The 23,381-nt window shown below is 57.0% G+C and carries 21 protein-coding genes and 1 pseudogene; 10 read left to right on the top strand and 12 right to left on the bottom strand.

Going from position 1 to position 23,381, the window contains the following annotated elements; translation table 11 throughout:
* The first annotated feature begins 111 nt into the window (after window positions 1-111).
* The 7 genes from xdhC to NAC44_RS02185 all read left to right on the top strand — a co-directional run bounded on the left by xdhC (window position 112) and on the right by NAC44_RS02185 (window position 8,485).
* Window positions 112-912 carry a xanthine dehydrogenase accessory protein XdhC gene (gene xdhC, locus NAC44_RS02215; protein ID WP_250937356.1) on the top strand — a complete coding sequence of 267 codons (801 nt, stop codon included), beginning with the start codon at window positions 112-114 and terminating at the stop codon, window positions 910-912.
* 190 nt (window positions 913-1,102) lie between these two features.
* On the top strand, window positions 1,103-2,818 hold the full coding sequence (locus tag NAC44_RS02210) for a tetratricopeptide repeat-containing sulfotransferase family protein (protein ID WP_250937354.1): 1,716 nt from the start codon (window positions 1,103-1,105) through the stop codon (window positions 2,816-2,818).
* A gap of 121 nt (window positions 2,819-2,939) precedes the next feature.
* A complete protein-coding gene (locus NAC44_RS02205) occupies window positions 2,940-4,166 on the top strand; it encodes a urate hydroxylase PuuD (RefSeq protein WP_250937352.1) in 1,227 nt (408 codons plus the stop codon).
* A 1-nt stretch (window position 4,167) separates the two neighbouring features.
* Complete coding sequence (gene guaD, locus NAC44_RS02200; RefSeq protein WP_250937351.1) at window positions 4,168-5,469, top strand: guanine deaminase; 1,302 nt, start codon at window positions 4,168-4,170, stop codon at window positions 5,467-5,469.
* A 196-nt stretch (window positions 5,470-5,665) separates the two neighbouring features.
* Complete coding sequence (locus NAC44_RS02195) at window positions 5,666-6,682, top strand: ABC transporter substrate-binding protein (protein WP_250937349.1); 1,017 nt, start codon at window positions 5,666-5,668, stop codon at window positions 6,680-6,682.
* Window positions 6,683-6,773: 91 nt separating this feature from the next.
* Complete coding sequence (locus NAC44_RS02190) at window positions 6,774-7,592, top strand: ABC transporter ATP-binding protein (protein WP_250937347.1); 819 nt, start codon at window positions 6,774-6,776, stop codon at window positions 7,590-7,592.
* 11 nt (window positions 7,593-7,603) lie between these two features.
* Entirely contained in the window at window positions 7,604-8,485 is an 882-nt protein-coding gene (locus NAC44_RS02185) for an ABC transporter permease (protein WP_250937345.1), read from the top strand.
* 74 nt (window positions 8,486-8,559) lie between these two features.
* Here the strand turns inward: NAC44_RS02185 and NAC44_RS02180 are convergent, their stop codons facing one another.
* The 8 genes and pseudogenes from NAC44_RS02180 to NAC44_RS02145 all read right to left on the bottom strand — a co-directional run bounded on the left by NAC44_RS02180 (window position 8,560) and on the right by NAC44_RS02145 (window position 15,083).
* Window positions 8,560-9,123, bottom strand: a complete 564-nt coding sequence (locus tag NAC44_RS02180; protein WP_250937343.1) for a YdbT family protein — start codon at window positions 9,121-9,123, stop codon at window positions 8,560-8,562.
* A 333-nt stretch (window positions 9,124-9,456) separates the two neighbouring features.
* Window positions 9,457-9,684, bottom strand: a pseudogene (locus NAC44_RS02175) (HIT family protein); the annotation flags it as partial.
* Window positions 9,685-9,899: 215 nt separating this feature from the next.
* Complete coding sequence (locus tag NAC44_RS02170; RefSeq protein WP_250937333.1) at window positions 9,900-11,300, bottom strand: sensor histidine kinase; 1,401 nt, start codon at window positions 11,298-11,300, stop codon at window positions 9,900-9,902.
* Window positions 11,301-11,305: 5 nt separating this feature from the next.
* A complete protein-coding gene (locus tag NAC44_RS02165) occupies window positions 11,306-11,971 on the bottom strand; it encodes a response regulator (RefSeq protein ID WP_250937330.1) in 666 nt (221 codons plus the stop codon).
* Window positions 11,972-12,071: 100 nt separating this feature from the next.
* A complete protein-coding gene (locus NAC44_RS02160; RefSeq protein WP_250937329.1) occupies window positions 12,072-12,818 on the bottom strand; it encodes a metallophosphoesterase family protein in 747 nt (248 codons plus the stop codon).
* Window positions 12,819-12,820: 2 nt separating this feature from the next.
* Window positions 12,821-13,177 (bottom strand): hydroxyisourate hydrolase, encoded by a 357-nt coding sequence (gene uraH / locus NAC44_RS02155; RefSeq protein ID WP_250937328.1) that lies wholly within the window; start codon window positions 13,175-13,177, stop codon window positions 12,821-12,823.
* Window positions 13,174-13,674, bottom strand: coding sequence for an ureidoglycolate lyase (locus NAC44_RS02150; protein ID WP_250937613.1), 501 nt, complete (start codon window positions 13,672-13,674; stop codon window positions 13,174-13,176). The genes uraH and NAC44_RS02150 overlap by 4 nt, the downstream gene beginning before the upstream one ends.
* Before the next feature lie 374 nt (window positions 13,675-14,048).
* Window positions 14,049-15,083 carry a glutamine synthetase beta-grasp domain-containing protein gene (locus NAC44_RS02145; protein ID WP_250937322.1) on the bottom strand — a complete coding sequence of 345 codons (1,035 nt, stop codon included), beginning with the start codon at window positions 15,081-15,083 and terminating at the stop codon, window positions 14,049-14,051.
* A gap of 384 nt (window positions 15,084-15,467) precedes the next feature.
* Here NAC44_RS02145 and NAC44_RS02140 point away from each other — a divergent pair, with 384 nt between their 5' ends.
* The gene (locus NAC44_RS02140) at window positions 15,468-15,674 is read left to right on the top strand and encodes a DUF2735 domain-containing protein (RefSeq protein ID WP_250937320.1); all 207 of its coding nucleotides are present in this window, start codon (window positions 15,468-15,470) and stop codon (window positions 15,672-15,674) included.
* On the opposite strand, the gene uraD is transcribed toward NAC44_RS02140, so the two are convergent.
* The gene (gene uraD, locus NAC44_RS02135; protein ID WP_250937313.1) at window positions 15,675-16,166 is read right to left on the bottom strand and encodes a 2-oxo-4-hydroxy-4-carboxy-5-ureidoimidazoline decarboxylase; all 492 of its coding nucleotides are present in this window, start codon (window positions 16,164-16,166) and stop codon (window positions 15,675-15,677) included.
* A gap of 663 nt (window positions 16,167-16,829) precedes the next feature.
* On the opposite strand from uraD, the gene NAC44_RS02130 reads away from it, so the two are divergent.
* The gene (locus NAC44_RS02130; RefSeq protein ID WP_250937311.1) at window positions 16,830-17,870 is read left to right on the top strand and encodes an NAD(P)-dependent alcohol dehydrogenase; all 1,041 of its coding nucleotides are present in this window, start codon (window positions 16,830-16,832) and stop codon (window positions 17,868-17,870) included.
* 87 nt (window positions 17,871-17,957) lie between these two features.
* On the opposite strand, the gene NAC44_RS02125 is transcribed toward NAC44_RS02130, so the two are convergent.
* From NAC44_RS02125 to NAC44_RS02115, 3 genes are read right to left on the bottom strand one after another with little or no spacing between them, the layout of a single operon-like run.
* Window positions 17,958-18,761 (bottom strand): transglutaminase family protein, encoded by an 804-nt coding sequence (locus NAC44_RS02125; RefSeq protein ID WP_250937309.1) that lies wholly within the window; start codon window positions 18,759-18,761, stop codon window positions 17,958-17,960.
* 9 nt (window positions 18,762-18,770) lie between these two features.
* On the bottom strand, window positions 18,771-19,712 hold the full coding sequence (locus tag NAC44_RS02120) for an alpha-E domain-containing protein (protein WP_250937308.1): 942 nt from the start codon (window positions 19,710-19,712) through the stop codon (window positions 18,771-18,773).
* Window positions 19,713-19,716: 4 nt separating this feature from the next.
* The gene (locus NAC44_RS02115; RefSeq protein ID WP_250937306.1) at window positions 19,717-21,126 is read right to left on the bottom strand and encodes a circularly permuted type 2 ATP-grasp protein; all 1,410 of its coding nucleotides are present in this window, start codon (window positions 21,124-21,126) and stop codon (window positions 19,717-19,719) included.
* 520 nt (window positions 21,127-21,646) lie between these two features.
* Between NAC44_RS02115 and NAC44_RS02110 the strand changes: the two genes are divergently transcribed.
* Window positions 21,647-23,353: a methyl-accepting chemotaxis protein gene (locus NAC44_RS02110; RefSeq protein ID WP_250937304.1), complete on the top strand. Its 1,707-nt coding sequence runs from the start codon at window positions 21,647-21,649 to the stop codon at window positions 23,351-23,353.
* Window positions 23,354-23,381 lie beyond the last annotated feature (28 nt).

Raw genomic sequence — 23,381 nt, 5'->3', positions numbered from 1 at the left:
CAAAAGTGAAACGGCAAAAAGAACAAACGGCATGAGCGTGTTGCCGATCTCCCCCCCTGAGGGGGAGATGTCCGGCAGGACAGAGGGGGGTGCTGCTTGCTGAGTGGCCAAATGATAATCCTCATCCGCATAACCAAGGCCAAAGGCTCCACCCCGCGCGAAGAAGGCGCCTTCATGCTGGTCAGCGAAACAGGCACGGACGGCACGATCGGCGGTGGCCAGCTGGAATTCATGGCGATTGATCAGGCCCGCGCCATGCTGCAAGAGGGTTTGGACAGCACCGTCATGACCGTGCCGCTGGGGCCGGAGATCGGTCAATGTTGTGGCGGGCGGGTTTCGCTTTCGCTTGTCCGGTTGACACCTGAACGTCAGCGGCAACTGGAGGTGCAGCTTGCGGCAGAGGATGCGGCAAAACCTGCGGTCTTCATCTTCGGTGCGGGCCATGTCGGGCTGGCGCTGGCGCACGCCTTGCAACCACTTCCCCTGCGCGCCACGCTGATCGACAGCCGCCCCCCTTCCGACATTCCCGCACCGGCGGGTCTCTCCATCCATCTATCGGCCATGCCGGAAGCCGAGATTGCCCGCCTGCCCCAAGGCGGCGCGGCGGTGATCCTCACCCATGACCATGCGCTGGATTTTCTGATTGCCCGTGAAGCGCTTGCCCGAAACGATCTTGCCTATGTCGGCATGATCGGCTCGATGAGCAAACGCCAGACCTTTGCCCATTGGTTCACCCGCGAAGGCGGCGATGCCAAAGCCCTGCAACGGCTGACCATGCCCATCGGCCAAAGCCCGCTGACGGATAAACGCCCGGCGGTGATTGCCGCCCTTGTCGCAGCCGAGCTTGCGGTGAGGCTCTTGCGCGACCCTACAGCGCCGTGCGCCAAATATGGCGCACAAAGGTCGCTGTAACACTTTTAATCTGCTGCATAATTTTCACCTTAAATCGATCCCGATTTAAGGTGAAAATTATGCAGCAGAGTTTGTCAGGAAAAAGTGGAACCCGGTTTTTCCGATAAGACAAACGACAAACAAGAAATCTAGCGGACGAACAGGCTCACACAGGGCAAACGCTTTAGAGTTTTGCTATCTTTCTCAGTTCATGTCTGTGCCCATGCGTCTTGCCGAAAAAATCAACGAACAGAAACAGAAGATCGCGCCGCTCATCGCGCTTGCGCAGCAACTGGCTGGAGACAAGGACGAGGCCCGCACAGACGAAGACCGTGAGAAGGTCAAGGCCCTGACCGAGATGGCGGCAAAAGGCGCTCAGGACCTGGCCGAACTTTGCCTGACCTGCGGCGATGGCGCAGGCGCACGCAGCCTTCTGGCGCAGGCGTTGTCGATCCGCCCCGATGCAGACCTCAGCCGCCGTCTGGCCGAGATGGCACTTGCCGCTGGCGACTGGCAAAGCGTCTGTACGGCCCTTGAGCCACTGAAAAAGGCAGGTCTTGCCGATGCCGGTCAGCTTGCCGCCCTTGCCGGTTGTTACAAACGGCTCGGCAATCATGCCGCCATGGTCGAGGCCTATCAGGCGGCGCTTGCGCTCGATCCGACCCAGCCGGAGGCGCTTTGCGAACAGGCCTTCGGCTATCTGATGGCTGGAGCCTTTGCCGAGGGCCTGACGCTGGCGCAAAAGGCAGCAGAAGCCCATCCCGACAATCTCAATGCGCAGTTTTACACCGGCCAGGCGCTTCAGGGTCTTGGCCGGCTGGAAGAGGCGAAAGCCGCCTATCGACGCGCGCTGACCCTCAACCCCGCCCATGTCGAAACCTGTCTGCTCTACGGCATGTTGCTGACCTGGCAGGCAGGAGACCCGGTGCTTTCCGGCATGGAAGCCCTGTTTGCCCGCCTGCCGCAAGGCTCCGACCAGCGGGTCAAGCTCGGCTTCGCGCTGGCCAAGGCCTGCCATGACACCAAGCGTTACGACGACGGCTTCCGCTATCTGCAAGAGGCCAACCGCCTGCGCCGGGCGCAATTTGCCGATTATCGCGTTGAGGACGATCTCGTTTTGATGCTGGAACTGGAGGCGCTGTTCACCCCCGACTGGCTGGCCGAGATGCAGGCAAAAATGCAGTCAGGCGACGAAGCGCCGATCTTCATCGTCGGCCTGCCACGCTCCGGCACCAGCCTGACCGAGCAGATCCTTGCCAGCCATCCGGATGTTTTCGGCGCGGGCGAGCTGGAAAGCCTGAGCTACCGGATGCTCGATCACGTCTTCGCGCCGGACAGGAAACGGCTCAAGCCGCGCGCGGCCATCACCCCCGCCGATCTTGCCGCCGCCGCCACCGCCTATATCACCCCGGTGCGGCGAAAGGCCGGGCAAACACCGCGCATGACCGACAAGATGCCGGTCAATTTCCTCTGGGTCGGTTTTATAAAACTGATGTTTCCGCGGGCGAAAATCATCGTCACCCGCCGCAATGCGCTCGCCAACGGCTTTGCGCTCTACTCCACCTATTTTTCCAGCCAGGGCATGCAATATTCCTACGATCTCGCCGAGACCGCCCGCTATATGGCCGGTGAACGCCGGCTGACGGCCCATTGGCAACGTCTTTTCCCCGACGATGTGATGGAATTGTCCTATGAAGGGCTGACACAGGATCAGCACGGCGAAACCCGCCGCCTGCTGGCCTTTTGCGGCCTCGACTGGGATCAGCGCTGCCTCGACTTTCACCAGACGGAACGGCCTATTCTCACCCTGAGCTCCGCTCAGGTCCGCAAGGGCCTTTATAGCGGCGTCGACAGGAAGACGGAACATTACCGACCCCACCTGACACCCCTGATAGAGGGGCTGGAGGCGGAAAACATTGTCTTTTGAACCGTAGCCTTGAGAAACAGTAAATTTTTGCATCGCAACAGCAATCCACCCTTTCCTTCGGCTTTCGGATTTTGCAATGTCATCCGTTGGGTTGATCCTATAAAAACAACAGGGGTTCGCAATGTATGATTATGCCGTGGCCTGGGAATGGCTGACCTTTGCCGTGCGCTGGCTGCATGTGGTGACCGCCATTGCCTGGATCGGCTCGTCCTTTTATTTCATCGCGCTCGATCTCGGTCTGGTGAAGCGTCCGGGACTGCCGGAAGGAGCCTATGGCGAAGAATGGCAGGTGCATGGCGGCGGCTTTTACCATATCCAGAAATATCTGGTCGCGCCCGCCTCCATGCCGGAGCATCTGACCTGGTTCAAATGGGAAAGCTATTTCACCTGGCTCTCCGGTTTTGCCATGCTCTGCCTTGTCTATTATGGCGGAGCCGATCTTTTTCTGATCAATCGCCATGTGCTGCCGCTTTCCCAGCCCGAAGCGATCGGCCTGTCGCTGGCCTCGCTTGCCATCGGCTGGATCATTTATGATCTTTTGTGCAAATCCCCGCTTGGCCGCAACACCTGGGGGCTGATGATCCTGCTGTATATCCTGCTGGTCGCCATGGCCTGGGGCTATACCCATGTGTTTACCGGTCGCGCCGCCTTTCTCCATCTCGGCGCCTTTACCGCGACGATCATGACGGGCAACGTCTTCTTCATCATCATGCCGAACCAGCGCGTAGTGGTGGCCGATCTGATCGCGGGCCGCACGCCCGACCCGAAATATGGCCGCATCGCCAAGCAGCGCTCGCTGCACAACAATTACCTGACGCTGCCGGTGGTGTTCTTCATGTTGTCGAACCACTATCCGCTGGCTTTTGCCACGATGTACAACTGGATCATCGCCGCGCTGGTCTTCCTGATGGGCGTCACCATCCGCCACTGGTTCAACACCGTGCATGCCCGCAAGGGCCGTCCGCTGTGGACCTGGATGGTGACGGTGGTCATCTTCATCGCCATCATGTGGCTGTCGACGGCAAAACGCCCGGATGAAGGCACGTTCTCTTCGCTTTCGCCAATGCAGGAGAAATTCCTCGCCGATCCGCATTTTGCTGCGGCCAAAAGCGTGGTTCAGGCGCGCTGCTCCATGTGCCATGCGGCAGATCCTGTCTGGGAGGGGCTGACCTTCCCGCCGAAAAACGTCAAATTCGACACCGATAAAGAGATTGCCGCCCATGCCCGCGAGATCTATCTGGAAGCAGGATTGAGCCACGCCATGCCGCCCGGCAATGTCACCGATGTCACCCCGAAAGACCGCGCCCTTCTCACCGCTTGGTATGAGAGCGCCATAAAGGCAAGATAGAATGACCAAAACCCTTGTTCGCGGCCGCCTCCTCTCCTTCCGCCGCGCCCCGCTTGGCCTCGATGACTGCGACAGCTATCTTTATGAAAGCGACGGTGCGGTGCTGATGGAAAACGGGTTGATCCTCGCATCCGGCGCCTATGACGCGGTGAAAGCCGAGGCCGGAGAGGCCGTCAACGAGATCGATCATCGCCCGCATCTGATCCTGCCCGGCTTCATCGACTGCCATGTGCATTTTCCGCAGATGCAGGTGATCGGCTCCTATGCCGCCAATCTGCTGGAATGGCTGAACACCTACACCTTTCCCGAGGAATGCCGGTTCGTCGAAACCGCCCATGCCGAGCGTATTGCCCGCCATTTCTTCGACGAGTTCCTGCGACAGGGCACGACGACGGCGGTGGCCTATTGCTCGGTGCACAAGACCTCTGCCGATGCCTTCTTTGCCGAAAGCGCCAGACGCGGCACCCGCATGATCGCCGGCAAGGTGATGATGGACCGCAACGCGCCGCAAGGCCTGCTCGATACGCCGCAATCCGGCTATGACGAGACGAAGGAACTGATCGAAAGCTGGCATGGGCGCGGGCGCAACATGGTGGCGATCACGCCACGTTTCGCCATCACCTCGACGCCGGAACAGATGGAGCGTGCGCAGGCACTGGCTTACGAATACCCGGACTTGCACATCCAGACGCATCTTTCCGAAAACCGTGAGGAAATCGACTTCACCGCCAGCCTTTACCCGGAGTCAATCGACTATACGGATGTTTATGCCCGTTACGGCCTCCTGGGGGCGAAAACCCTCTTCGGGCACGCCATCCATCTTTCGGCGCGGGAGGCGGATGCATTGTCGGAGACGGGTTCGGTCGCGGTGCATTGCCCGACATCAAACCTTTTCCTCGGCTCCGGCCTGTTTCCGCTGAAAGCGATCCAGAGACGCGAAAAGCCGGTGCGCGTGGCACTTGCCACCGATATCGGCGGCGGCACCAGCTATTCCATGCTGAAAACGCTGGATGAAGCCTACAAGATCCAGCAATTGCTGGGAGAACGGCTGAACCCGCTGGAAAGCTTCTATCATATGACCCTCGGTAATGCCGAAGCACTTTCGCTCTCTGACCGTATCGGCACGCTGGAGGCTGGAACCGAGGCCGATCTCGTGGTGCTTAACGCTGCGGCAACGCCTGCCATGGCCTTGAAAATGGAGGCCGTGAACAGCCTGACGGAAGAGCTGTTTCTGATGCAAACATTGGGCGACGACCGCTCAGTGGTGGAAACCTATGTGGCGGGTGTGGCCAGCAAGCCTTAAAAATTGAGGGAAGACGGCTGACTGAAAGCTGACTGAAAGCTTGCCTTGTTAATCTTGCATTCACGTATCGTGGAGGAGACGCCAGCAGAGGCTGGCGCCATGCATACTGTTTGAGAGAGAGGCATGTCGAGCCTGTGCTGCCAATTCTGGCAGAGATGATGGCAAGACACTGCAAGACAACAAGAGGAGGCTCTTCATGCGTTCCAGACGCGCAATCCTGCGTTCGATGTCCCTGACCCTTGCCGCAGCCGCAAGCCTGATGGCGACGACCACCCTGTCGCACGCTGCCGACAAGATCACAATCATGGTCGGCGGTTATGAGAAGCAGATCTATCTGCCGGCAAAGCTTGCCGAAAGCCTCGGCTATTTCAAGGAAGAAGGCCTTGATGTCGAGCTTCTGAACGAAGCGGCCGGTGTTGATGCGGAAAACCAGCTGCTGGCCGGCGCGGTTCAGGGCGTTGTCGGTTTTTACGATCACTGCGTCGATCTGCAGGCCAAGGGTAAATATGTCGAATCCGTCGTGCAATTCAGCCAGGCCCCGGGCGAGGTTGAGCTGGTCTCGGCGAAAAACCCGGACATCAAGACCTTTGCCGATTTCAAGGGCAAGACGCTCGGCGTCACCGGCCTCGGCTCTTCGACCAATTTTCTGACGCTTTACATGGCCGCCAAGGCGGGCCTGAAGCCCGGCGACATCGTCACCCTTCCGGTTGGCGCGGGCGGCACCTTCATCGCTGCCATGCAGCAGGGCCAGATTCAGGGCGGCATGACCACGGAACCGACGATTTCGCGCATGGTGAAAACCGGCGAAGCCAAGGTTCTGGTCGATCTGCGCACCGTGGACAAGACCCGCGAAGCTCTGGGCGGCACCTATCCGGCCGCTTCGCTTTATATGGAAACCTCATGGGTCAACGCCCATAAGGACGAGGTCCAGAAGCTCGCCAACGCCTTCGTCAAGACGCTGCACTATATCCACACGCATTCGGCTGCCGAAATCGCCGACAAGATGCCCAAGGATTTCTATGTCGGCGACAAGGAAGGTTATATCAAGGCGCTTGACGCGGGCAAAGGCATGTTCACGCCCGACGGCGTGATGCCGGAAGATGGCCCGAAGACGGTTCTTGCCGTGCTTTCCGAATTCTCGAAAAACGTCAAGGGCAAGCAGATCGACCTTGCCAAGACCTATACGACCGCATTCGTCAAGAACGCCAAGTAAGACACAGGGCCGCCGCAGAACAAGCGGTGGCCCATCCTTCATTTCGATCCTTATTTTTCCTCTGCGGGCGTTCCCGCCGAAAGGATGACCTATGGCCATGGAACAGAGCCGTAGCCCGGCTATCGAACTCATCAATGTGACCCGCCGCTTCGTCTCTCCGACCGGCAAGACGCTGACGGCGCTGAAAGATTTCAACATGACGGTGGAGCGCGGCGAATTCGTCGCTGTCGTCGGCCCGACCGGCTGTGGCAAGTCCACCACGCTCAACCTCGTCACCGGCCTTGCCAAGCCCAGCGCCGGCGAAGTGCGGCTGATGGGCGGCCCGGTCAACGGCATCGACCGCCGCGTCGGCTTCGCCTTCCAGAAGGATGCGCTGTTTCCGTGGAAGAATGTCATCGACAATGTCATGGCCGGCCCGCTGTTTCGCGGCAAGTCGAAGGCTGAGGCGGAAAAATCCGCCAAGGACTGGCTCGCCCGCGTCGGCTTGAGCAAGTTCCTGCATCACTATCCACACCAGCTTTCCGGCGGCATGAGAAAGCGCGTGGCGCTGGCCCAGACCTTCATCAACGAGCCGGAAATCCTGTTGATGGACGAGCCTTTCTCGGCGCTCGACGTGCAGACCCGCACGGTGATGCATGAGGAGCTTCTGAAGCTCTGGGCAGAGCGTCAGGCCTCGGTCGTCTTCGTCACCCATGACCTTGAGGAAGCCGTGGCGCTGGCCGACAAGATCTATGTGCTGACAGCCGGTCCGGCAACGGTAAAATCGGTCTACAAGATCGACCTGCCGCGTCCGCGCGTCGTCTCGGAAATCCGTTACGAACAGGCCTTTATCGAGCATTGCAAGACCATCTGGGAGGATCTCCGTCAGGAGGTTGAAACCAGCTATCGCCGCGCCAGCGAAGCGGCCTGAGGGAGGAGAACATGGCAGACGTTACCTTGCAAAACCCCACCGCCACCACCTTCCGCGCCGGCACATCCGACAAGGAAATCGAGGCTGCAGCACTGAAAGCGATCAAGCGGCGCAAACAGATGGTGCTGTTCTGGCAGATCGCCATTCTGGTCCTCACCCTCGGACTCTGGCAGATCGCCTCAGACCAGCAGTGGATCGATCCCTTCTTCTATGCCAGCCCCACAGCGGTGGCCGAGCGCCTCTATGACTGGGCGCTCAATGGCACCACGGAAGGCTCGCTCTGGTATAATCTCGGCATCACGCTGGAAGAGGCGCTGATCGGCTTCTTTACCGGTTCGATCGCCGGTGTGGTCATCGGCATCGGCCTTGGCCGCAACCAGATGCTGTCGGATGTTTTCTCCGTCTATATCAAGGCGATCAACTCGATCCCGCGCGTGGTTCTGGCGCCGATCTTCATCATGATTATGGGCCTTGGCCTTGCCTCGAAAGTGGCGCTCGCCTTCATCATGGTTTTCTTCGTCGTTTTCGCCAATGCCTTTCAGGGCGTGCGTGAAGCCGACCGCGACATGATTGCCAACGCCCGTATTCTCGGCGCCTCCGACTGGCAGGTGACGCGCACCGTGGTCATTCCCTCGGCCATGAGCTGGATTTTCGCCAGTCTGCACGTCTCCTTCGGCTTCGCCATCATCGGCGCCATCGTCGGTGAATTCGTCGGCGCCCGCTTCGGCATCGGCCAGTTGATCTCGATTGCCAAGGGCACCTTCGACGCCGCCGGCATGTTCGCCGCCATCGTGCTGGTCATGGTGGTCACGCTCGCCGCCGAATATGTGATGACGATCGTCGAAAATCGTCTGGCCAAATGGCGCCCGCAGCAGAGCCTCGATACGCATTGAGGTAAGTTGTCCGCAACTTGCTTCTGGTCGGCAATAAGAAAACCGTTCGCAACAGATGTTGCGGGCGGTTTTTATCAACGAAGGGACGAGCTTTGCTGCACTGATAACCTCAGTCTTTCAATCTCTCGCGCTACGTTTGCAACATCATCGACACCGACTAAATCCAACTTGACGACAACATGCCCATCGTCGCCACTTACGACATCCCGACGAAAAGTAACTGTCCCGGAACCATCGGATTTCTGTAAAATTTCAACAGTGTTGATGCTTGTGGGAGCAAAGGCCCGCACCCGTTTATGAAACAGATGAGAAACAATAAGAACCCGTCGGTCCGTAACAGCGTAAGCAGCCTGCGACATTTCTATGATTTTTAATATGGCCGTTGCAATAGAGTAGCAGCCGAAAAAGAAGAAAAAACAAGCAACCACATGAGTTACAATTTCGTTGTAAGACTCTCCAACGCGTGGACCTTTGCCGATGCTTATACGCTCTAAAAGCTGAAAAACTTCCCGAGACGTGATTCCAATTGGAATAAAACTTATCATGATTGGCCCCAAGCCCCACCTCAAGACCGGTCCGAATTTTGGCTTCCCAGCCCATCTTATGGTTTCACCAGGCTGAAGTTCCAGCTTGATCATGTCAATTATGTTCAAAGCTTGCATCGTCATAATCACCGACAGCGTTCAGTATTTGGTAATGCCAGTTAGAGCATTTCCAGGAAAAATGCATAGCGGTTTTCCGTCCGGAAATGCGTAAAAACATAAAAGATACAAATGAGCATGAATCTTCATCGTAAGCCAAAGCTAAACGCTTACGGACGCAATTCTACAAAAACTTAACCGCGTTTAGGATCGACACTCTGCGATACAGTTATCGATATTGCTTTTGACTTTTGCCAAGCCGCATATGTTATCGATTGAACGAACAATCGACATCACGCTTCACTCCTGTGTACCAACCAGTCGTTTAAACTATGCGACAGAATCAAAATCCACGCTCGATAGAATTGGCCATGCCTTGATCCCATCCTCTGGAAAGCGTGGCAGAAAATGAAAATGCAGATGATCAACGGATTGCTCAGCCGATTGACCATTTGCATTAAGAAGGTTGAACCCTCTTGCTTCAAGCCGCGCAGTATAATGCTCGAAAAGCGTCTGGATGGTCGCCAGCAGATCAAAATCCAGTTCCGCGGGCAATCTCGAATATCCCTGTAATGTTCCTTACTGACGATCAGGCTATGGCCGTAAACATCAGGCTTGAGTGGAAAATGCAGATGAAGTGCTCGGTCTCCAGCACGATCGAGGCTGAAGACTGCCTTTTGGCAATACGGCAAAAAATATCATCGCCTTTCATTTTCACACCCAGATCCTTTGCCGATAGATAAAATGATGGCGTTTGAATGACTGTTGTTAACTCACACCGCTTTCGGCAACCTCACCTCCACCTTCAGCCCGCCCTCGCCCGACGTGCCGAGCGATACCGTGCCGCCTGCGCCATCCACCACTTCCTTGACGATGGCAAGGCCAAGGCCGCTGCCTTCGGCTTTGGTGCCGATGATGCGGTAAAAGCGCTCGAACACCTGTTCGCGTTCTGCCTCGGCAATACCGGGGCCGCTGTCTTCCACCTTGAGCACCACCTCCGATCCAAGCGGAGCCACCACCACCGTTACCGTACCGGGCGCAGGCGTGTAGCGCAGCGCATTATCGACCAGATTGACCAGCATTTCCTTCAGCATGGTGCCGTCACCCGTGACGAACGCGGCCTCATCGGCATCAAGGCCGATATCGATGCCGGCCCTCAGCGCCTCTTCGGCGCGGGCTTCGAGCACCTGACGCGCCACATCGGCCATATCAACCCGTTCGGCGCGAGGCGCGCGGCTGCCGGGTTCGGCGCGCGTCAGGGTCAGAAGCTGTTCGGCCAGCCGCGTCACCTGTCGTGTGGAACGGATCAGCGCCTGCAACGCCTCGTCTCGCCGATCCGCATCGGTTTCGCGCGCGGCATAGCTGGCCTGGGTGGATAAAAGCGTCAACGGCGTGCGCAGCTGATGCGCTGCATTGGCGACGAAACGGCGCTGTGCCGCCATCTGCCGCTGCACCCGCGTCATATAATCGTTCAACGCCTGAACCAGTGGGCGCAATTCACCTTGAACGAGATGGTCATCGAAAGGTTCAAGCTGATCGCGGCGGCGGGCGCGCACGGCATCGCGCAGTCTGAAAACCGGGGAGAGACCGAATTGCAGCCCGAAGACCGTGACGATGCCGGCAACGATGACCAGCAGGATCTGTCCCTTGAGGTCTGCCAGCCAGAGCCGGTTGCGCATCGCCTCTTCACCGAGCCGCGTCACCGCCACTGTCACGGTGACGGAGGCCGATGCCCCCAGCCCCGCCAGCGGATGTTCAAGGCTCAAGGCGCGCACATTGACGTTGCGAAACAACATGGTCTCGCCATGCCCCGGCTTTTGCGGCTCTTTCAGCTCGGCATAGCCTGCAACCAGCGTACCCCAGACAGTGGTGACCCGATAATAGACCCGGTCGCCATAGCCGGTATCGAAGATTTCCAGCGCAGCAGGCGGAATATCCACCGCAACATGACCATCGGCATCGGTGCGCACCGCCTCGGCAATCATCCGGGCAGAGCTCAGCAGCATGTTGTCGCTGACCAGACTGGCCGTTGCCCGCGCCTGGATGAGCGCACTGTACAGATTGAAGGCAACGACGCCGAGCAGCGTCACCATGATCATCGCCAGCAATTGCACTCTGAGACTGTGGCGCAGCCGGTAAAGCGTTTGCCGCAGAGCAAGCATCAGCGCCGTCATCCGCCTTAAACCGCCCTGAGCAGGTAACCGAGCCCGCGCAGGGTAGCGATCTCGACATTGCCACCTTCCAGCTTCTTGCGCAGCCGGTGCACATAGATCTCGATGGCGCCCGGATCGGTCTCGGCATCGAAGCCGAAGACACTATCCATCAGACTGGCCTTGGTGACGGTGCTGCCCGCCTTCAGCATCAGATGTTCCAGCACAGATTGTTCACGCGGGGTGAGAGACAAGACCTCGTTTTTCAGGGAAAACTGCCGCGTGGCGCTGTCCAGCGTCAGATCGCCGACAGCGATTTCGGGGCTGGCGAGATCGTGACCGCGGCGGATCACAGCCCTGAGACGCGCCTCAAGCTCAGCCAGCTCGAAGGGCTTGGCGAGATAATCGTCTGCCCCGGAATCAAGCCCCGCCACCCGCCCGTCGAGCGAGGCGTTGGCGGTCAGGATGATCACCGGCACCTTGCGCCCGGCCCGCCGGATGCGTTTCAAAAGCGTCATCCCATCGATTTTCGGCAAGGACAGATCAAGCACCACAGCGGCATAATCGGCCACCGCCAGAAGATGATCGGCCTCTTCGCCATCATGGGCAAGGTCAACCTGATAATGCGCCTGCGTCAACGCCTTGGCCAGCCAGTCGGCCAGTTCATGATTGTCTTCCACGATCAGCAGTCGCATGATGCCTCAGTCGTCCCCTTTTGCCCCATGGGTTTTACAGCATCCTGTGGGCAATGTGCAAAGCGCGCCTGCGTCATTGCAAAGCTTTGAAACGAGACGATCAGGAAAGCCAACCCGTTGCGAGGCCGCTGGCCCAATCCTTGCGGCCACGCCCGGCGGCAAGCCTTGCCATGTCGAGATGATGGTAAGGCACGAGGCGGAAAGTCACTGTCCATTGATCCTCTTGCTTTTCCACAAGCGCGTAAGAAGCCATCGGCGTTCCCGTCTCCACCTTATGATAAAGGGGAACGTCATCATCATAGGCCGGACAACCGACGCTGCCGGGATTGACGATCAGCCGCCCATCGGCCAAGCGGACTGCACGTGGCAGATGGGAATGGGCACAGAGGATCAGCTCCTGCTCAACACCTTTCGCCAAAGCCTCAATCTCGGCCTGCGGTTTAAGATGCACCAACCCCTCTTGGCTGACGCTCTCCAGCCAATAGAGATCATCTTTTCCCGGTGTTGCATGGCAGAGAAACGCCGTATCGCGCCAGACTGCCGTTATTGGCAGAGTTTTCAGCCATGTCAGATGCCGAGGCGACAACTGATCGTAAGCCTCGGCATCGGACTCATGCATGGCGCTCCGGTTCTGCTCGATCAGATAACGATCATGGTTGCCACGCACGGTGACAAGTTCAAGCGATAGCAGGAGATCGCCACAGCGCCCCGCCTCCAACGGCCCGGAAAAACAGTCTCCGAGATTGACGATATGATCATAAGCTATACCCGCAGCCAGAATATCGGCCAGCACCGCTTCAAGAGCGAGGCAATTTCCATGAATATCGGCAATCGCAGCAAATCGCATGATCAACTGCCCCGATAGGTCGAATAGCCATAAGGCGACAGAAGCAGAGGCACATGATAATGCGCGCTTTCATCGGCAATACCGAAACGGATGGGAATGATATCGAGAAAGGCCGGGTCCGGCAGCGGAAACCCCTTGGCTTTCAGATAATCCCCCGCATAAAACAGCAGCTGATATTCCCCGGCGCGAAAACTGTCGCCGGACAAAAGCGGGCCACCATCAATGCGGCCATCTTCATTGGTGAAAACGGTGCTGATCAGTTGCGCCGCCTCGCCGGTCATCCGCATCAACTGGATGCGTAAGCCTTCAGCGGGCTTGCCGAGGGCTGTATCGAGAACATGTGTCGTCAGACCGGTCATATGGACGGCTCCTGAACAATAAAGGGCTGATCGAAGAAAAACTCTTCCAGATTGTTACCCGGTCCATCCCGGTCGGCAACCAGAAAATCGCTGGTTTCACAAAGGGCCATCAGCGGATGATGCCAGACATTGCGACCGTAATTCACCCCCTGATGCGGCCCGGCCAGAAAGACAAGCGGCCGACCGGGACGGCCCTCCTCATCCGGCGACACTGCCACCAGAAAGGGACGGCCAGACAGCGGCGAAAAACTCTGGCTGCCCAACGGGTGCCGTTCCATCATGGTGATCTGATAGGGAAACCGGCGCGGCTGGCCGCGAAAGATATTGAGAATGATCCGGGCGCCCTCGCCCACGATATCAGGGCTTGCCAGTGCATGAAACCGTTCGGTTGTGCCACCATTGATCAACCGCATCCGCGAAGGATCGGCTTCGATGACCTCGCCAAATGGCGCAAAGGCTTCTGCTGTCAGGGGGCGGATGGGCAGGGTTTCAATCATGATGAGTGACATCTTCAAATCAGAGAGGTTTGCTTCAATCTTCATAAGCAAAACGGAAGATCAGGAAGCAGGCTTTTGCAGACACGTCCAAAATCGCGATCATAGAGCATAATTCGACAGGAATGAAACGGGACGATAAAATTATTATGTAAAAATAAAGATTTAGACTGCCTCAGCACGTCACGGAAACGCTGAAACATTCTAACTGTTTGTTTTTACGTATTTGCGGACGGAAAATTGCTCCACCCTTTTCTCGGGATAATGCACTGAAACATCACTTCATACAGATGCATCAAAAGCATCAAGCGCCATTTTCAAGACGCAAAAACGCCAGCGTCAAACGCTGGCGTTGAGATTCACAAGATATCGATGCCTCAAGCGGCAGCAGAAGCGGCTGCAGGCACTTCGGCAATCGTTGCCAGAACGCGCGAAGCGATGGCGTAGGGGTCGCCCTGGGAGTTCGGACGACGGTCTTCGAGGTAACCGCGATAACCGTTATTGACGAAGGAATGCGGAACGCGGATCGAAGCGCCACGGTCGGCCACGCCATAGGAGAACTTGTTCCACGGAGCGGTTTCGTGTTTGCCGGTCAGGCGCAGGTGGTTGTCCGGGCCGTAAACGTCGATATGCTCTTTCCAGTTCTTGGCGAAAGCAGCCATGAGGGCTTCGAAATATTCCTTGCCGCCAACTTCACGCATATATTTCGTCGAGAAGTTGCAGTGCATGCCCGAGCCGTTCCAGTCGGTGTCGCCGAGCGGCTTGCAGTGGAACTCAACATCGATGCCGTATTTTTCGCAAAGACGCAGCAGCAGATAGCGTGCCATCCAGATCTGGTCGGCAGCCTTCTTGGAACCCTTGCCGAACACCTGGAATTCCCACTGACCCTTGGCCACTTCGGCATTGATGCCTTCGTGGTTGATACCGGCAGCGAGGCAGAGGTCGAGATGCTCTTCAACGATTTCGCGAGCGATCGAGCCGACATTCTTGAAGCCGACGCCGGTGTAATACGGACCCTGAGGCGCCGGATAACCCTGTTCCGGGAAACCGAGCGGGCGGCCGTTTTCGTAGAAGAAATATTCCTGCTCGAAGCCGAACCATGCATCTTCGTCGTCGAGGATGGTTGCACGGCTGTTGGAGGAGTGCGGGGTAACGCCATCGGGCATCATGACTTCGCACATGACGAGAACGCCATTGGTGCGGGCCGGATCAGGATAGCAGGCAACCGGCTTCAGCACGCAATCGGAGCTGTGGCCTTCGGCCTGCATGGTGGAGCTGCCGTCAAAGCCCCAGAGAGGGAGCTGTTCCAGCGTCGGGAATTCTGCAAATTCCTTGACCTGGGTCTTGCCGCGCAGGTTGGGAACCGGCTTGTAACCGTCCAACCAGATATACTCGAGCTTGTACTTCGTCATTGTCGATCTCTCATAAGTCCAGCCCCCAAAGGGAGGCAACCTGATGGTGATTCTCCGGCAGCCCGGCGATCGATATATGAAAAGCAGGAAGCGTGCCAAACCCGCATCCAACTCGGTTTTTTTAACAGACAACGGCAGTCATTCCGCCTCTAGCGCCTGAAAAGGACAGCTTTTTAACGCTTTTATAACATGCTAAAGGAACGAATTCTATCGGCGCCCGTTGGAGGCAATCGACAGAAATGTGGGCGACAAAGTCATGACTGCCCGTTTGCACAGCAAATTGAACCGCAGGAAATGTTCTTTTTTTAAGCAAGCTGCACTTTTGATGTGCAAACATCGGCATTTCATGGCAGAGTGATGATCCGGGCGGAGGAGCTCGGCAACATGAGGAAGGCAGAGGCGATGGCAACGACGACAAGCCTTGGTCGGGTCGAGGCAAAAATATACCAGTTCCCTATTCAGAATCCGGAAAAGCTGCGCCAGATGCGCGAGCGCATGAATAAGGTCACGCCCGTCATTTATGAAAGCGGCTCGGCTAGCTGGTATCATGAAGACGCAATCCGCGAGGCGGAAAACGAGCCCAAACAGTGATCAGCCGGGAAGAAGGCTCGTCAATCGGAGACGAGCGATCTTTTCGACCTCACGGCAAGCTGTGGCAAACTCAGTTTCGGCCGCATTGCCAATGCGGCTTTCAAAAGCCGACAAAATATCGTCCTTGGTCAGCCCCCTGACGGCGATAATGAACGGAAAGCCGAATTTTTCGGTATAGGCACTGTTCAATGCGGTGAACCTGCCATGCTCATCCGCACTCAACCGATCAAGGCCGGCACCGGCCTGTTCATTGCGGCTGTCTTCGGTCAGTTCGCCAGCGATGGCAAGCTTGCCAGCAAGATCCGGATGGGCGCGCAGCACCCCAAGTTTTTCATCAGGGCTGGCGGTTCGGAAAATGGCAGATAAAGCGTCGTGAACACTTTCGACCGTCAAAGGCTCATCAATCAGACCGGCTTCATATGCCCGCGCGGCAATAAACGGCGAATGTTCGAATACGCCGCCGAACCGCTCCACAAACACATCCTGTTCCACCCGAACGCCCTTTCACAATCCAGCCCCACGCCGAAACCGCAGAAGCTGCCCATCATCGACCATGAAATCATCGATTTGTCAAAGCCTGCTCCTCTCATAATTCGCGCAGCCGGGCAGACTGTGAGAAGAAAATTATGCATAGGATTGAGCGCGTTATAGCTCCGCGCTTTTTTTTCAAGCCATATCGTGCCGTGAATGATTGCCGAAAAGCAATGAGACCGGTTCATGCCGCTTCGACAAGATCAAGAAGCATCTTGAGATTGAGCAAGAATACCCTACATAACGTTTCGCATAAGCAAAGAGAGGTGGAAGACAAGGCCCTGGTCTCTTTGACATTGCACCCATCCTAAAGCATGTCGCGTTTCATTGTCCTCAATGAAGTGATAACGTACATGCGATAAATCAAAGACTTAAAGCACGTTGCATGAGGCTGATGAGCCGCAATGTGCTTTAAGGTGAACCGGCCTCTCCGCAGATCTGCGGCTGTCAGGCTCACGTCACTATCATCCGGTTCCGTGACCTGAAAGGTTTGCGGAACCTCACACCATCATGTTCCGGCGTTTTCTGCATTGCTTGATGATGCAGGTGAACGCCATCCTCCCGGCGGCGTTTTGCCTATCCGTTGCCATAAACGTCGCCCCTCTTATTCCGAAAGGATTTCCCATGCCGATCGCCAAGGGTTATGCCGCAACCGACGCCAGCAAGCCGCTGGAGCCTTTTACATTCGAGCGTCGTGAGCCGAATGAAGACGATGTCGTCATCTCGATCAAATATTGCGGTGTCTGTCATTCGGACATCCATCAGGCCCGCAATGAATGGGGCTTTTCCACCTATCCCATGGTGCCTGGCCATGAGATTGCCGGGATCGTCACCGCCGTCGGCTCCAAAGTGACGAAATACAAGGTCGGCGACCATGTCGGCGTCGGCTGTTTTGTCGATTCCTGCGTGCATTGCCAAAGCCGGGATGTCGATATCGAGCAATATCTGCCAGGTCTGGTGCAGACCTATAATTCCGTTGAGGCCGATGGCAAAACGCCAACTCAAGGCGGCTATTCCGACAGCATCGTTGTCAAGGAAGGCTATGTTCTGTCCATCCCGGACAATCTGCCGCTCGACAAGGCAGCGCCGCTGCTGTGCGCCGGCATCACACTCTATTCGCCCCTGTCGCACTGGAAAGCGGGTCCTGGCAAGAAGGTCGCCATTCTCGGCATGGGCGGCCTCGGCCATATGGGCGTGAAGATTGCCGCAGCCATGGGCGCGGACGTCACCGTGCTCAGCCAGTCGCTCTCAAAGAAGGAAGACGGGCTGAAATTTGGCGCAAAGGACTATTACGCCACCTCCGACGTAGAAACCTTCAAGACACTGGCGAATACCTTCGATCTGATCGTCTGCACGGTCAGCACTGGCATCGACTGGAATGCCTATCTGAGCCTGCTGAAGGTGGACGGCACCATGGTTCTGGTCGGCGCACCGGAACATCCGGTTCCGGTTCATGCCTTTTCCCTGATCCCTGCCCGCCGCAACCTTGCCGGCTCGATGATCGGCTCGATCAAGGAAACCCAGGAGATGCTGGATTTCTGCGGCAAACACAACATCACCGCCGATATCGAGACCATCGACATCAAGGACATCAACAAGGCCTATGAGCGCGTGATGAAGAGCGACGTCCGCTACCGCTTCGTCATCGACATGGCCACGCTCTGATCGCAAGAAAACACCGTGCGGGCAGCCCGCACGGTGTTTTTATCGTTCAGCGATCATTCTGCTACGGCGCAAGACGCAGCTTCAGCCTCACAGCTCCTCAGCGGACACATGCACGCTGACGCTCATGCTTTCACCGGCGTCGCCGATGCGCATGCCGGAGATCGGCGCGGCATCGCTATAGCAGAGGCCGGAGGCCAGGCGGACATAGTGTTCGTTGGGGCAGATATTGTTGGCGGCGTCAAAGCCGACCCAGCCCAGCCCCTGCAGAAACACCTCGGCCCAGGCATGCGTTGCCGTCTGCTCTGTTCGCCCTTCCATCATCAGATAGCCAGAGACATAGCGGGCCGGAATGCCCATCACGCGGGCGGCGGCGATGAAGATATGGGCGTAATCCTGACAGACCCCGGCTCTGGCCTCCAACGCCTCCTCCGCCGTGGTCGCGGTCGAAGTCGCATCCGGCTGGAACTGCATCAGAGCGTGGAGCTTGCCCATCAGGTCATGCATTTTCGCCAGTTCGTTTTCCCCTTCCAGGCTTTTGCCTAGCTCCCGGATTGTCTTGCCCGGTTTGGTCCGCGGCGTCTCACGCAGATAGAGCCAGAGCGGGGCAAAGCTCAGATGCGGGCCATAGACGCCGGCCCGGTCATGGGTATCAACCTTGCCACCGGCAACAACGCGAATGCTTTGGCTTTCACCATTCACCGAGACGAGATGGGTATGATTGCCATACTGGTCGTTGAAACCGGCCTCGACGCTGGCGCCGGTCACGGAAATATTCCACGACAGCACATGCAGGCCCGGCCCCTCAAGCGGGGTCAGCCGCAGACGTTGCAGAAAAAACGGCACCGGTTCATCGTAACGATATTCGGTAACATGCTGGATATTCAGACGCATGCGAGCCCCTCACCTGTAAAACCGGTAGCCCTCGGAAATTTCATTGCCGAGTTGATTGTTGCGGTGAATGAAATTGTCGAGGAATTCATGCAGTCCCTGATCCATGATGCGGGCGATGCTGGTGGAAAGCAGGGTTGAGCGAATGCTGTCTGCCGTCTCATGGGCGGCAAGGCGTTCGCCATAGTCCTTGCCGATATAGCCGAGATTGCTGACAATCTTTTCGTAGCAATAGGCGAGCGAGCGCGGCATTTCCCCCTTGAGGATCAGGAATTCGGCAATATTGCTTGCCACATAATCCCCGTCATAAATCCAGCGATAGGAGCGGTGCGCCGAAACCGATCGCAGTATCGATTCCCACTGGATATTGTCGAGCGAGGAGCCGACCTGCGTCACCGAGGGCAGCAGCACATAATATTTCACATCGAGAATGCGGCTGGTATTGTCCGCCCGTTCGATAAAGGTTCCGATGCGGGCGAAGTTATAGATCTCGTTGCGCAGCATCGAGCCATGAAACGCGCCGCGAATGAGGCCAGCGCGGCGTTTGATCGTATCAATCACCTCCGGCAGGTCGGCGGATTTCAGCCGACGCGCCAATATCTGCGTCAGTTCGATCCAGCATTCATTGGTCGCTTCCCAGGTCTCCCGCGTCAGCGCCGTGCGCACCATGCGGGCATTGTTGCGCGCCGCCTCGATGCAGGACATGACGCTTGAGGCATTGGCCTTGTCACGCAACAGAAAATTCACGGCGTCAGCCGCCGTTACCTTGTCATTGCTCTGTTGATAGATGTCCAGCACATCGGCGCTTTGCAAAACGCCGGTCCAGTCGTCATCGGTGGCGCCGGTGCGCGTCAACGACACGCGCAGGCCCGCATCGACCAGACGAGCGATGTTTTCGGCGCGCTCAATGTAACGAAACATCCAAAAGAGACCGTTTGCGGTTCTTCCCAGCATGATCTCAGTCCTCCAGTACCCATGTGTCCTTGGTGCCGCCGCCCTGGCTGGAATTGACCACCAGCGAGCCCTGTTTCAGAGCCACGCGGGTCAGACCGCCGGGAATGATCTGCACTTTGTCGGAGACGAGCACATAAGGCCGAAGATCGACATGGCGGGGTGCCACCCCCTTGTTGACCAGGATCGGCACGGTGGACAGCGACAGCGTCGGCTGGGCGATGTAATTGTTCGGCTTGGCCTTCAGCTTCTCGGCAAAGGCGGCACGCTCGCGCTTCGTCGCCGTCGGACCGACCAGCATCCCATAGCCGCCAGAGCCATGCACCTCCTTGACCACCAGTTCCTCCAGATGGGCCAGAACATAGGCCAGGCTGCCCGCTTCCGAACAGCGCCAGGTCGGCACGTTTTCGAGGATCGCCTTACGCCCGGTATAGAATTCCACGATCTCGGGCATATAGGAATAGATCGCCTTGTCGTCGGAAATGCCCGTGCCCGGCGCATTGGCGATGGTGATATTGCCAGCGCGGTAGACATCCATGATGCCGGGCACGCCAAGATAGCTGTCAGGCCGGAAGGTCAAAGGATCGAGAAAATCATCGTCGACACGGCGATAAAGCACATCAATCGCTTCATAGCCGCGGGTGGTGCGCATCTTCACCTTGCCATCGATGACACGCAGATCCGAGCCTTCCACCAGTTCCACGCCCATCATGTCGGCAAGGAAGGAATGTTCGTAATAAGCGGAATTGTATATGCCGGGGGTCAGTACCGCCACGCGTGGCTTGCCCTTGCAGCCCTTCGGCGCCAGCGACGCCAGCGATTGGCGCAGCAGATGAGGATAATCCTCCACCCGTTGTACCTTGTTGAGCTGAAACAGCTCCGGGAACATCTGCATCATGGTTTCCCGGTTTTCCAGCATGTAGGAGACACCCGACGGGGTGCGGGCATTGTCCTCCAGCACATAGAACTGGCCTTCGCCAGTGCGCACGATATCGGTGCCGACAATATGGGTGTAGACGCCGCCCGGCGGCCTGAAACCGATCATTTCCGGCAGAAATGCCTCGTTTTTCTCGATCAGTTCGCGGGGAATGCGCCCGGCCTTGATGATTTCCTGCTTGTGATAGATGTCGTCGAGAAAGGCGTTGAGCGCCAGCACCCGTTGCTCGATTCCCTGCGCCAGCTTGCGCCATTCCTGACCGGAGATGATTCGCGGAATGAGATCGAAAGGAATGAGCTTTTCGGAGGAATCGGCATGACCGTAAACGGCGAAGGTAATGCCAGTCTTGCGGAAGATGGTTTCGGCATCCCGCGATTTGGCAATCAGGTGCTTCGGATCCTGGCTGGAATACCACTCCCAGTATTTTTCATAGGGCTCACGCGGACTGCCGTCCGCCGTCATCATTTCATCAAATGCCAAGTGCGCCATCCCCGTTGTTTTACAGCATAAGAATACAACACAGGGTCCAATGCAAGAAGCGTGCACAATTGTCCGCAGCCATCATAGCGGTACCTGCCGCAGCCGGTTCTACCCGGGCTGCGCTTGTAGAAAGGACGAGAGCATCGCTCTGTTTAGCCATCTCTCCCCGCAAAACGAAGAGATGAACCGAATGACCAGGGATTAATGCCTAAAATTTAGGCAACAAAGATAACAATCCGCGCGCATTTCATGCTCTCACAAGGCCGGACAGGCACATGATAGAGTTTGGGTCCGAGGAAAAATGAAAGCCGGTTTTCATATCTCGTTCAAACGAACGGGACACGACAGAAGCGATCTGTGGTCATCGTTCTGAAAATATCGACAGAAAATGCAAAACCAACCGTAACACTTCCAAAAACAGCATATATTTACAGGAAAAGTATACAATTATAAACTTAATTAGGCATTTTTTAAATACCCATATATATCTTCCCATCCAGAAACTCATGGGAGAGGACAGATGGCGCTTGGGGCATTGGTTGGCAAAAAGATAACGGACAAGATCCTGGCTCTGGAAGCCTTGCAGGCAAATGTAATGGTGGCGGACGCCAAACTGAACATCACCTATATGAATCCAGCCGTCATCCACCTGCTGCGGGAAGCGGAAGCTGATCTGAAAAAGGAACTGCCACGCTTCAGCGTCGACACTTTGATTGGCAGCAATATCGATGTCTTCCACAAGAACCCGGCCCATCAGCGCGGGATGCTGGCGGCACTCACCAGCCAGCACAGCGCCACGATCAAGGTCGGCAACCGTCTCTTCGATCTGGTGGTGACGCCGCTCAAACAGAAAGGCAAGCTTCACGGTTTCGTCGTCGAATGGGCCGATGCCAAGGCGCGGCTGCTCAATCTGGATTATGCCGCGCAAATTGCCGCCATCAGCCGCTCACAGGCTATTATCGAATTCAATATCGATGGCACGATCCTGACGGCCAATGCCAATTTTCTCAAAACCATGGGATATGGTCTGGACGAGATAAAAGGCAAGCATCACAGCATGTTCGTGGAAAAGGACTATGCCAGTTCTCCCGAATATCGCGAATTCTGGAGACTGCTCAATGACGGCAAATATCAGGCGGCAGAATTCAAACGGGTGACCAAGGATGGCCGTCAGATTATCATTTCGGCCTCCTACAATCCGATCCTCGATCAGAACGGCAAGGTGGTCAAGGTGGTGAAATTTGCCACCGATGTCACCCAACGCGTCCAAACGGTGTCATCCCTGGGCGAAAGCCTGAAACGGCTATGTTCGGGCGATTTCGGTTTTCAGCTGAACGAACCCTTCTCGCCGGAATTCGAGTTTCTGCGTCACGATCTCAACCGCTCGGTCAGCCAGTTGCGCGATACATTCCAGTTGATTACCGACAGCGTGCGCGTCATGGGCGACGGCACACAGGAAATCAGCCAGGGGGTCAATGATCTCTCCCGCCGTACCGAAACTCAGGCATCGAGCCTTGAGGAAACCGCCGCAGCCCTGGAAGAAATCACCGCCAATGTGACGGCCTCATCACAACGCGCCCAGGATGCGAGAGAAGTCGCCGGCCGCGCCAAGGACAGCGCCGAAACCTCCGGTCACGTGGTGGCGCAGGCCGTCAATGCCATGAGCCGCATCGAGGAATCTTCCGGCAAGATTTCCAACATCATCGGCGTGATCGATGAAATTGCCTTCCAGACCAATCTTCTGGCGCTCAATGCCGGCGTTGAGGCAGCCCGAGCCGGTGAAGCGGGACGCGGCTTTGCCGTCGTTGCGCAGGAAGTGCGAGAGCTTGCCCAGCGCTCGGCCAAAGCCGCCAAGGAAATCAAGGATCTGATCCACAATTCCACCCAGGAAGTGGCCGGCGGCGTCAAGCTGGTCAGTGACACCGGTGAGGCGCTGAAATCGATCAGCACGCTGATCGTCGAGATCAATGATCATGTCGTGGCCATTTCCACCGCCGCGCGCGAGCAGTCCACCGGCCTGTCGGAGGTCAATGCCGCCGTCAACAGCATGGATCAGGCCACCCAGCAGAATGCCGCCATGGTCGAGGAAAGCAGTGCCGCAGCCGCAACTCTTGCCAGAGAAAGCGACAAGCTGAAGAGCATGATCGGCCAGTTCAATCTTGGCGAGGTCACGCATGGGCGTCTGGCCGGCAGACCCGCCCGCAGCATGATGGGACAGGCGGCCTGAAACCGAAGATTATAGCCGGATCAGCGTC

The sequence above is a fragment of the Allorhizobium sonneratiae genome (assembly GCF_023700755.1).
GTDB classification, from domain to species: domain Bacteria; phylum Pseudomonadota; class Alphaproteobacteria; order Rhizobiales; family Rhizobiaceae; genus Allorhizobium; species Allorhizobium sonneratiae.
This window is presented reverse-complemented; position numbering and strand designations above follow the sequence as displayed.

What these genes read in the sequence shown, in the direction of transcription:
- xdhC (WP_250937356.1), top strand. Translation starts at nt 112, where the DNA reads ATGATAATCCTCATCCGCATAACCAAGGCCAAAGGCTCCACCCCGCGC.
- NAC44_RS02210 (WP_250937354.1), top strand. Translation starts at nt 1,103, where the DNA reads ATGTCTGTGCCCATGCGTCTTGCCGAAAAAATCAACGAACAGAAACAG.
- NAC44_RS02205 (WP_250937352.1), top strand. Translation starts at nt 2,940, where the DNA reads ATGTATGATTATGCCGTGGCCTGGGAATGGCTGACCTTTGCCGTGCGC.
- guaD (WP_250937351.1), top strand. Translation starts at nt 4,168, where the DNA reads ATGACCAAAACCCTTGTTCGCGGCCGCCTCCTCTCCTTCCGCCGCGCC.
- NAC44_RS02195 (WP_250937349.1), top strand. Translation starts at nt 5,666, where the DNA reads ATGCGTTCCAGACGCGCAATCCTGCGTTCGATGTCCCTGACCCTTGCC.
- NAC44_RS02190 (WP_250937347.1), top strand. Translation starts at nt 6,774, where the DNA reads ATGGCCATGGAACAGAGCCGTAGCCCGGCTATCGAACTCATCAATGTG.
- NAC44_RS02185 (WP_250937345.1), top strand. Translation starts at nt 7,604, where the DNA reads ATGGCAGACGTTACCTTGCAAAACCCCACCGCCACCACCTTCCGCGCC.
- NAC44_RS02180 (WP_250937343.1), bottom strand. Translation starts at nt 9,123, where the DNA reads ATGATCAAGCTGGAACTTCAGCCTGGTGAAACCATAAGATGGGCTGGG.
- NAC44_RS02170 (WP_250937333.1), bottom strand. Translation starts at nt 11,300, where the DNA reads ATGACGGCGCTGATGCTTGCTCTGCGGCAAACGCTTTACCGGCTGCGC.
- NAC44_RS02165 (WP_250937330.1), bottom strand. Translation starts at nt 11,971, where the DNA reads ATGCGACTGCTGATCGTGGAAGACAATCATGAACTGGCCGACTGGCTG.
- NAC44_RS02160 (WP_250937329.1), bottom strand. Translation starts at nt 12,818, where the DNA reads ATGCGATTTGCTGCGATTGCCGATATTCATGGAAATTGCCTCGCTCTT.
- uraH (WP_250937328.1), bottom strand. Translation starts at nt 13,177, where the DNA reads ATGACCGGTCTGACGACACATGTTCTCGATACAGCCCTCGGCAAGCCC.
- NAC44_RS02150 (WP_250937613.1), bottom strand. Translation starts at nt 13,674, where the DNA reads ATGATTGAAACCCTGCCCATCCGCCCCCTGACAGCAGAAGCCTTTGCG.
- NAC44_RS02145 (WP_250937322.1), bottom strand. Translation starts at nt 15,083, where the DNA reads ATGACGAAGTACAAGCTCGAGTATATCTGGTTGGACGGTTACAAGCCG.
- NAC44_RS02140 (WP_250937320.1), top strand. Translation starts at nt 15,468, where the DNA reads ATGAGGAAGGCAGAGGCGATGGCAACGACGACAAGCCTTGGTCGGGTC.
- NAC44_RS02130 (WP_250937311.1), top strand. Translation starts at nt 16,830, where the DNA reads ATGCCGATCGCCAAGGGTTATGCCGCAACCGACGCCAGCAAGCCGCTG.
- NAC44_RS02125 (WP_250937309.1), bottom strand. Translation starts at nt 18,761, where the DNA reads ATGCGTCTGAATATCCAGCATGTTACCGAATATCGTTACGATGAACCG.
- NAC44_RS02120 (WP_250937308.1), bottom strand. Translation starts at nt 19,712, where the DNA reads ATGCTGGGAAGAACCGCAAACGGTCTCTTTTGGATGTTTCGTTACATT.
- NAC44_RS02110 (WP_250937304.1), top strand. Translation starts at nt 21,647, where the DNA reads ATGGCGCTTGGGGCATTGGTTGGCAAAAAGATAACGGACAAGATCCTG.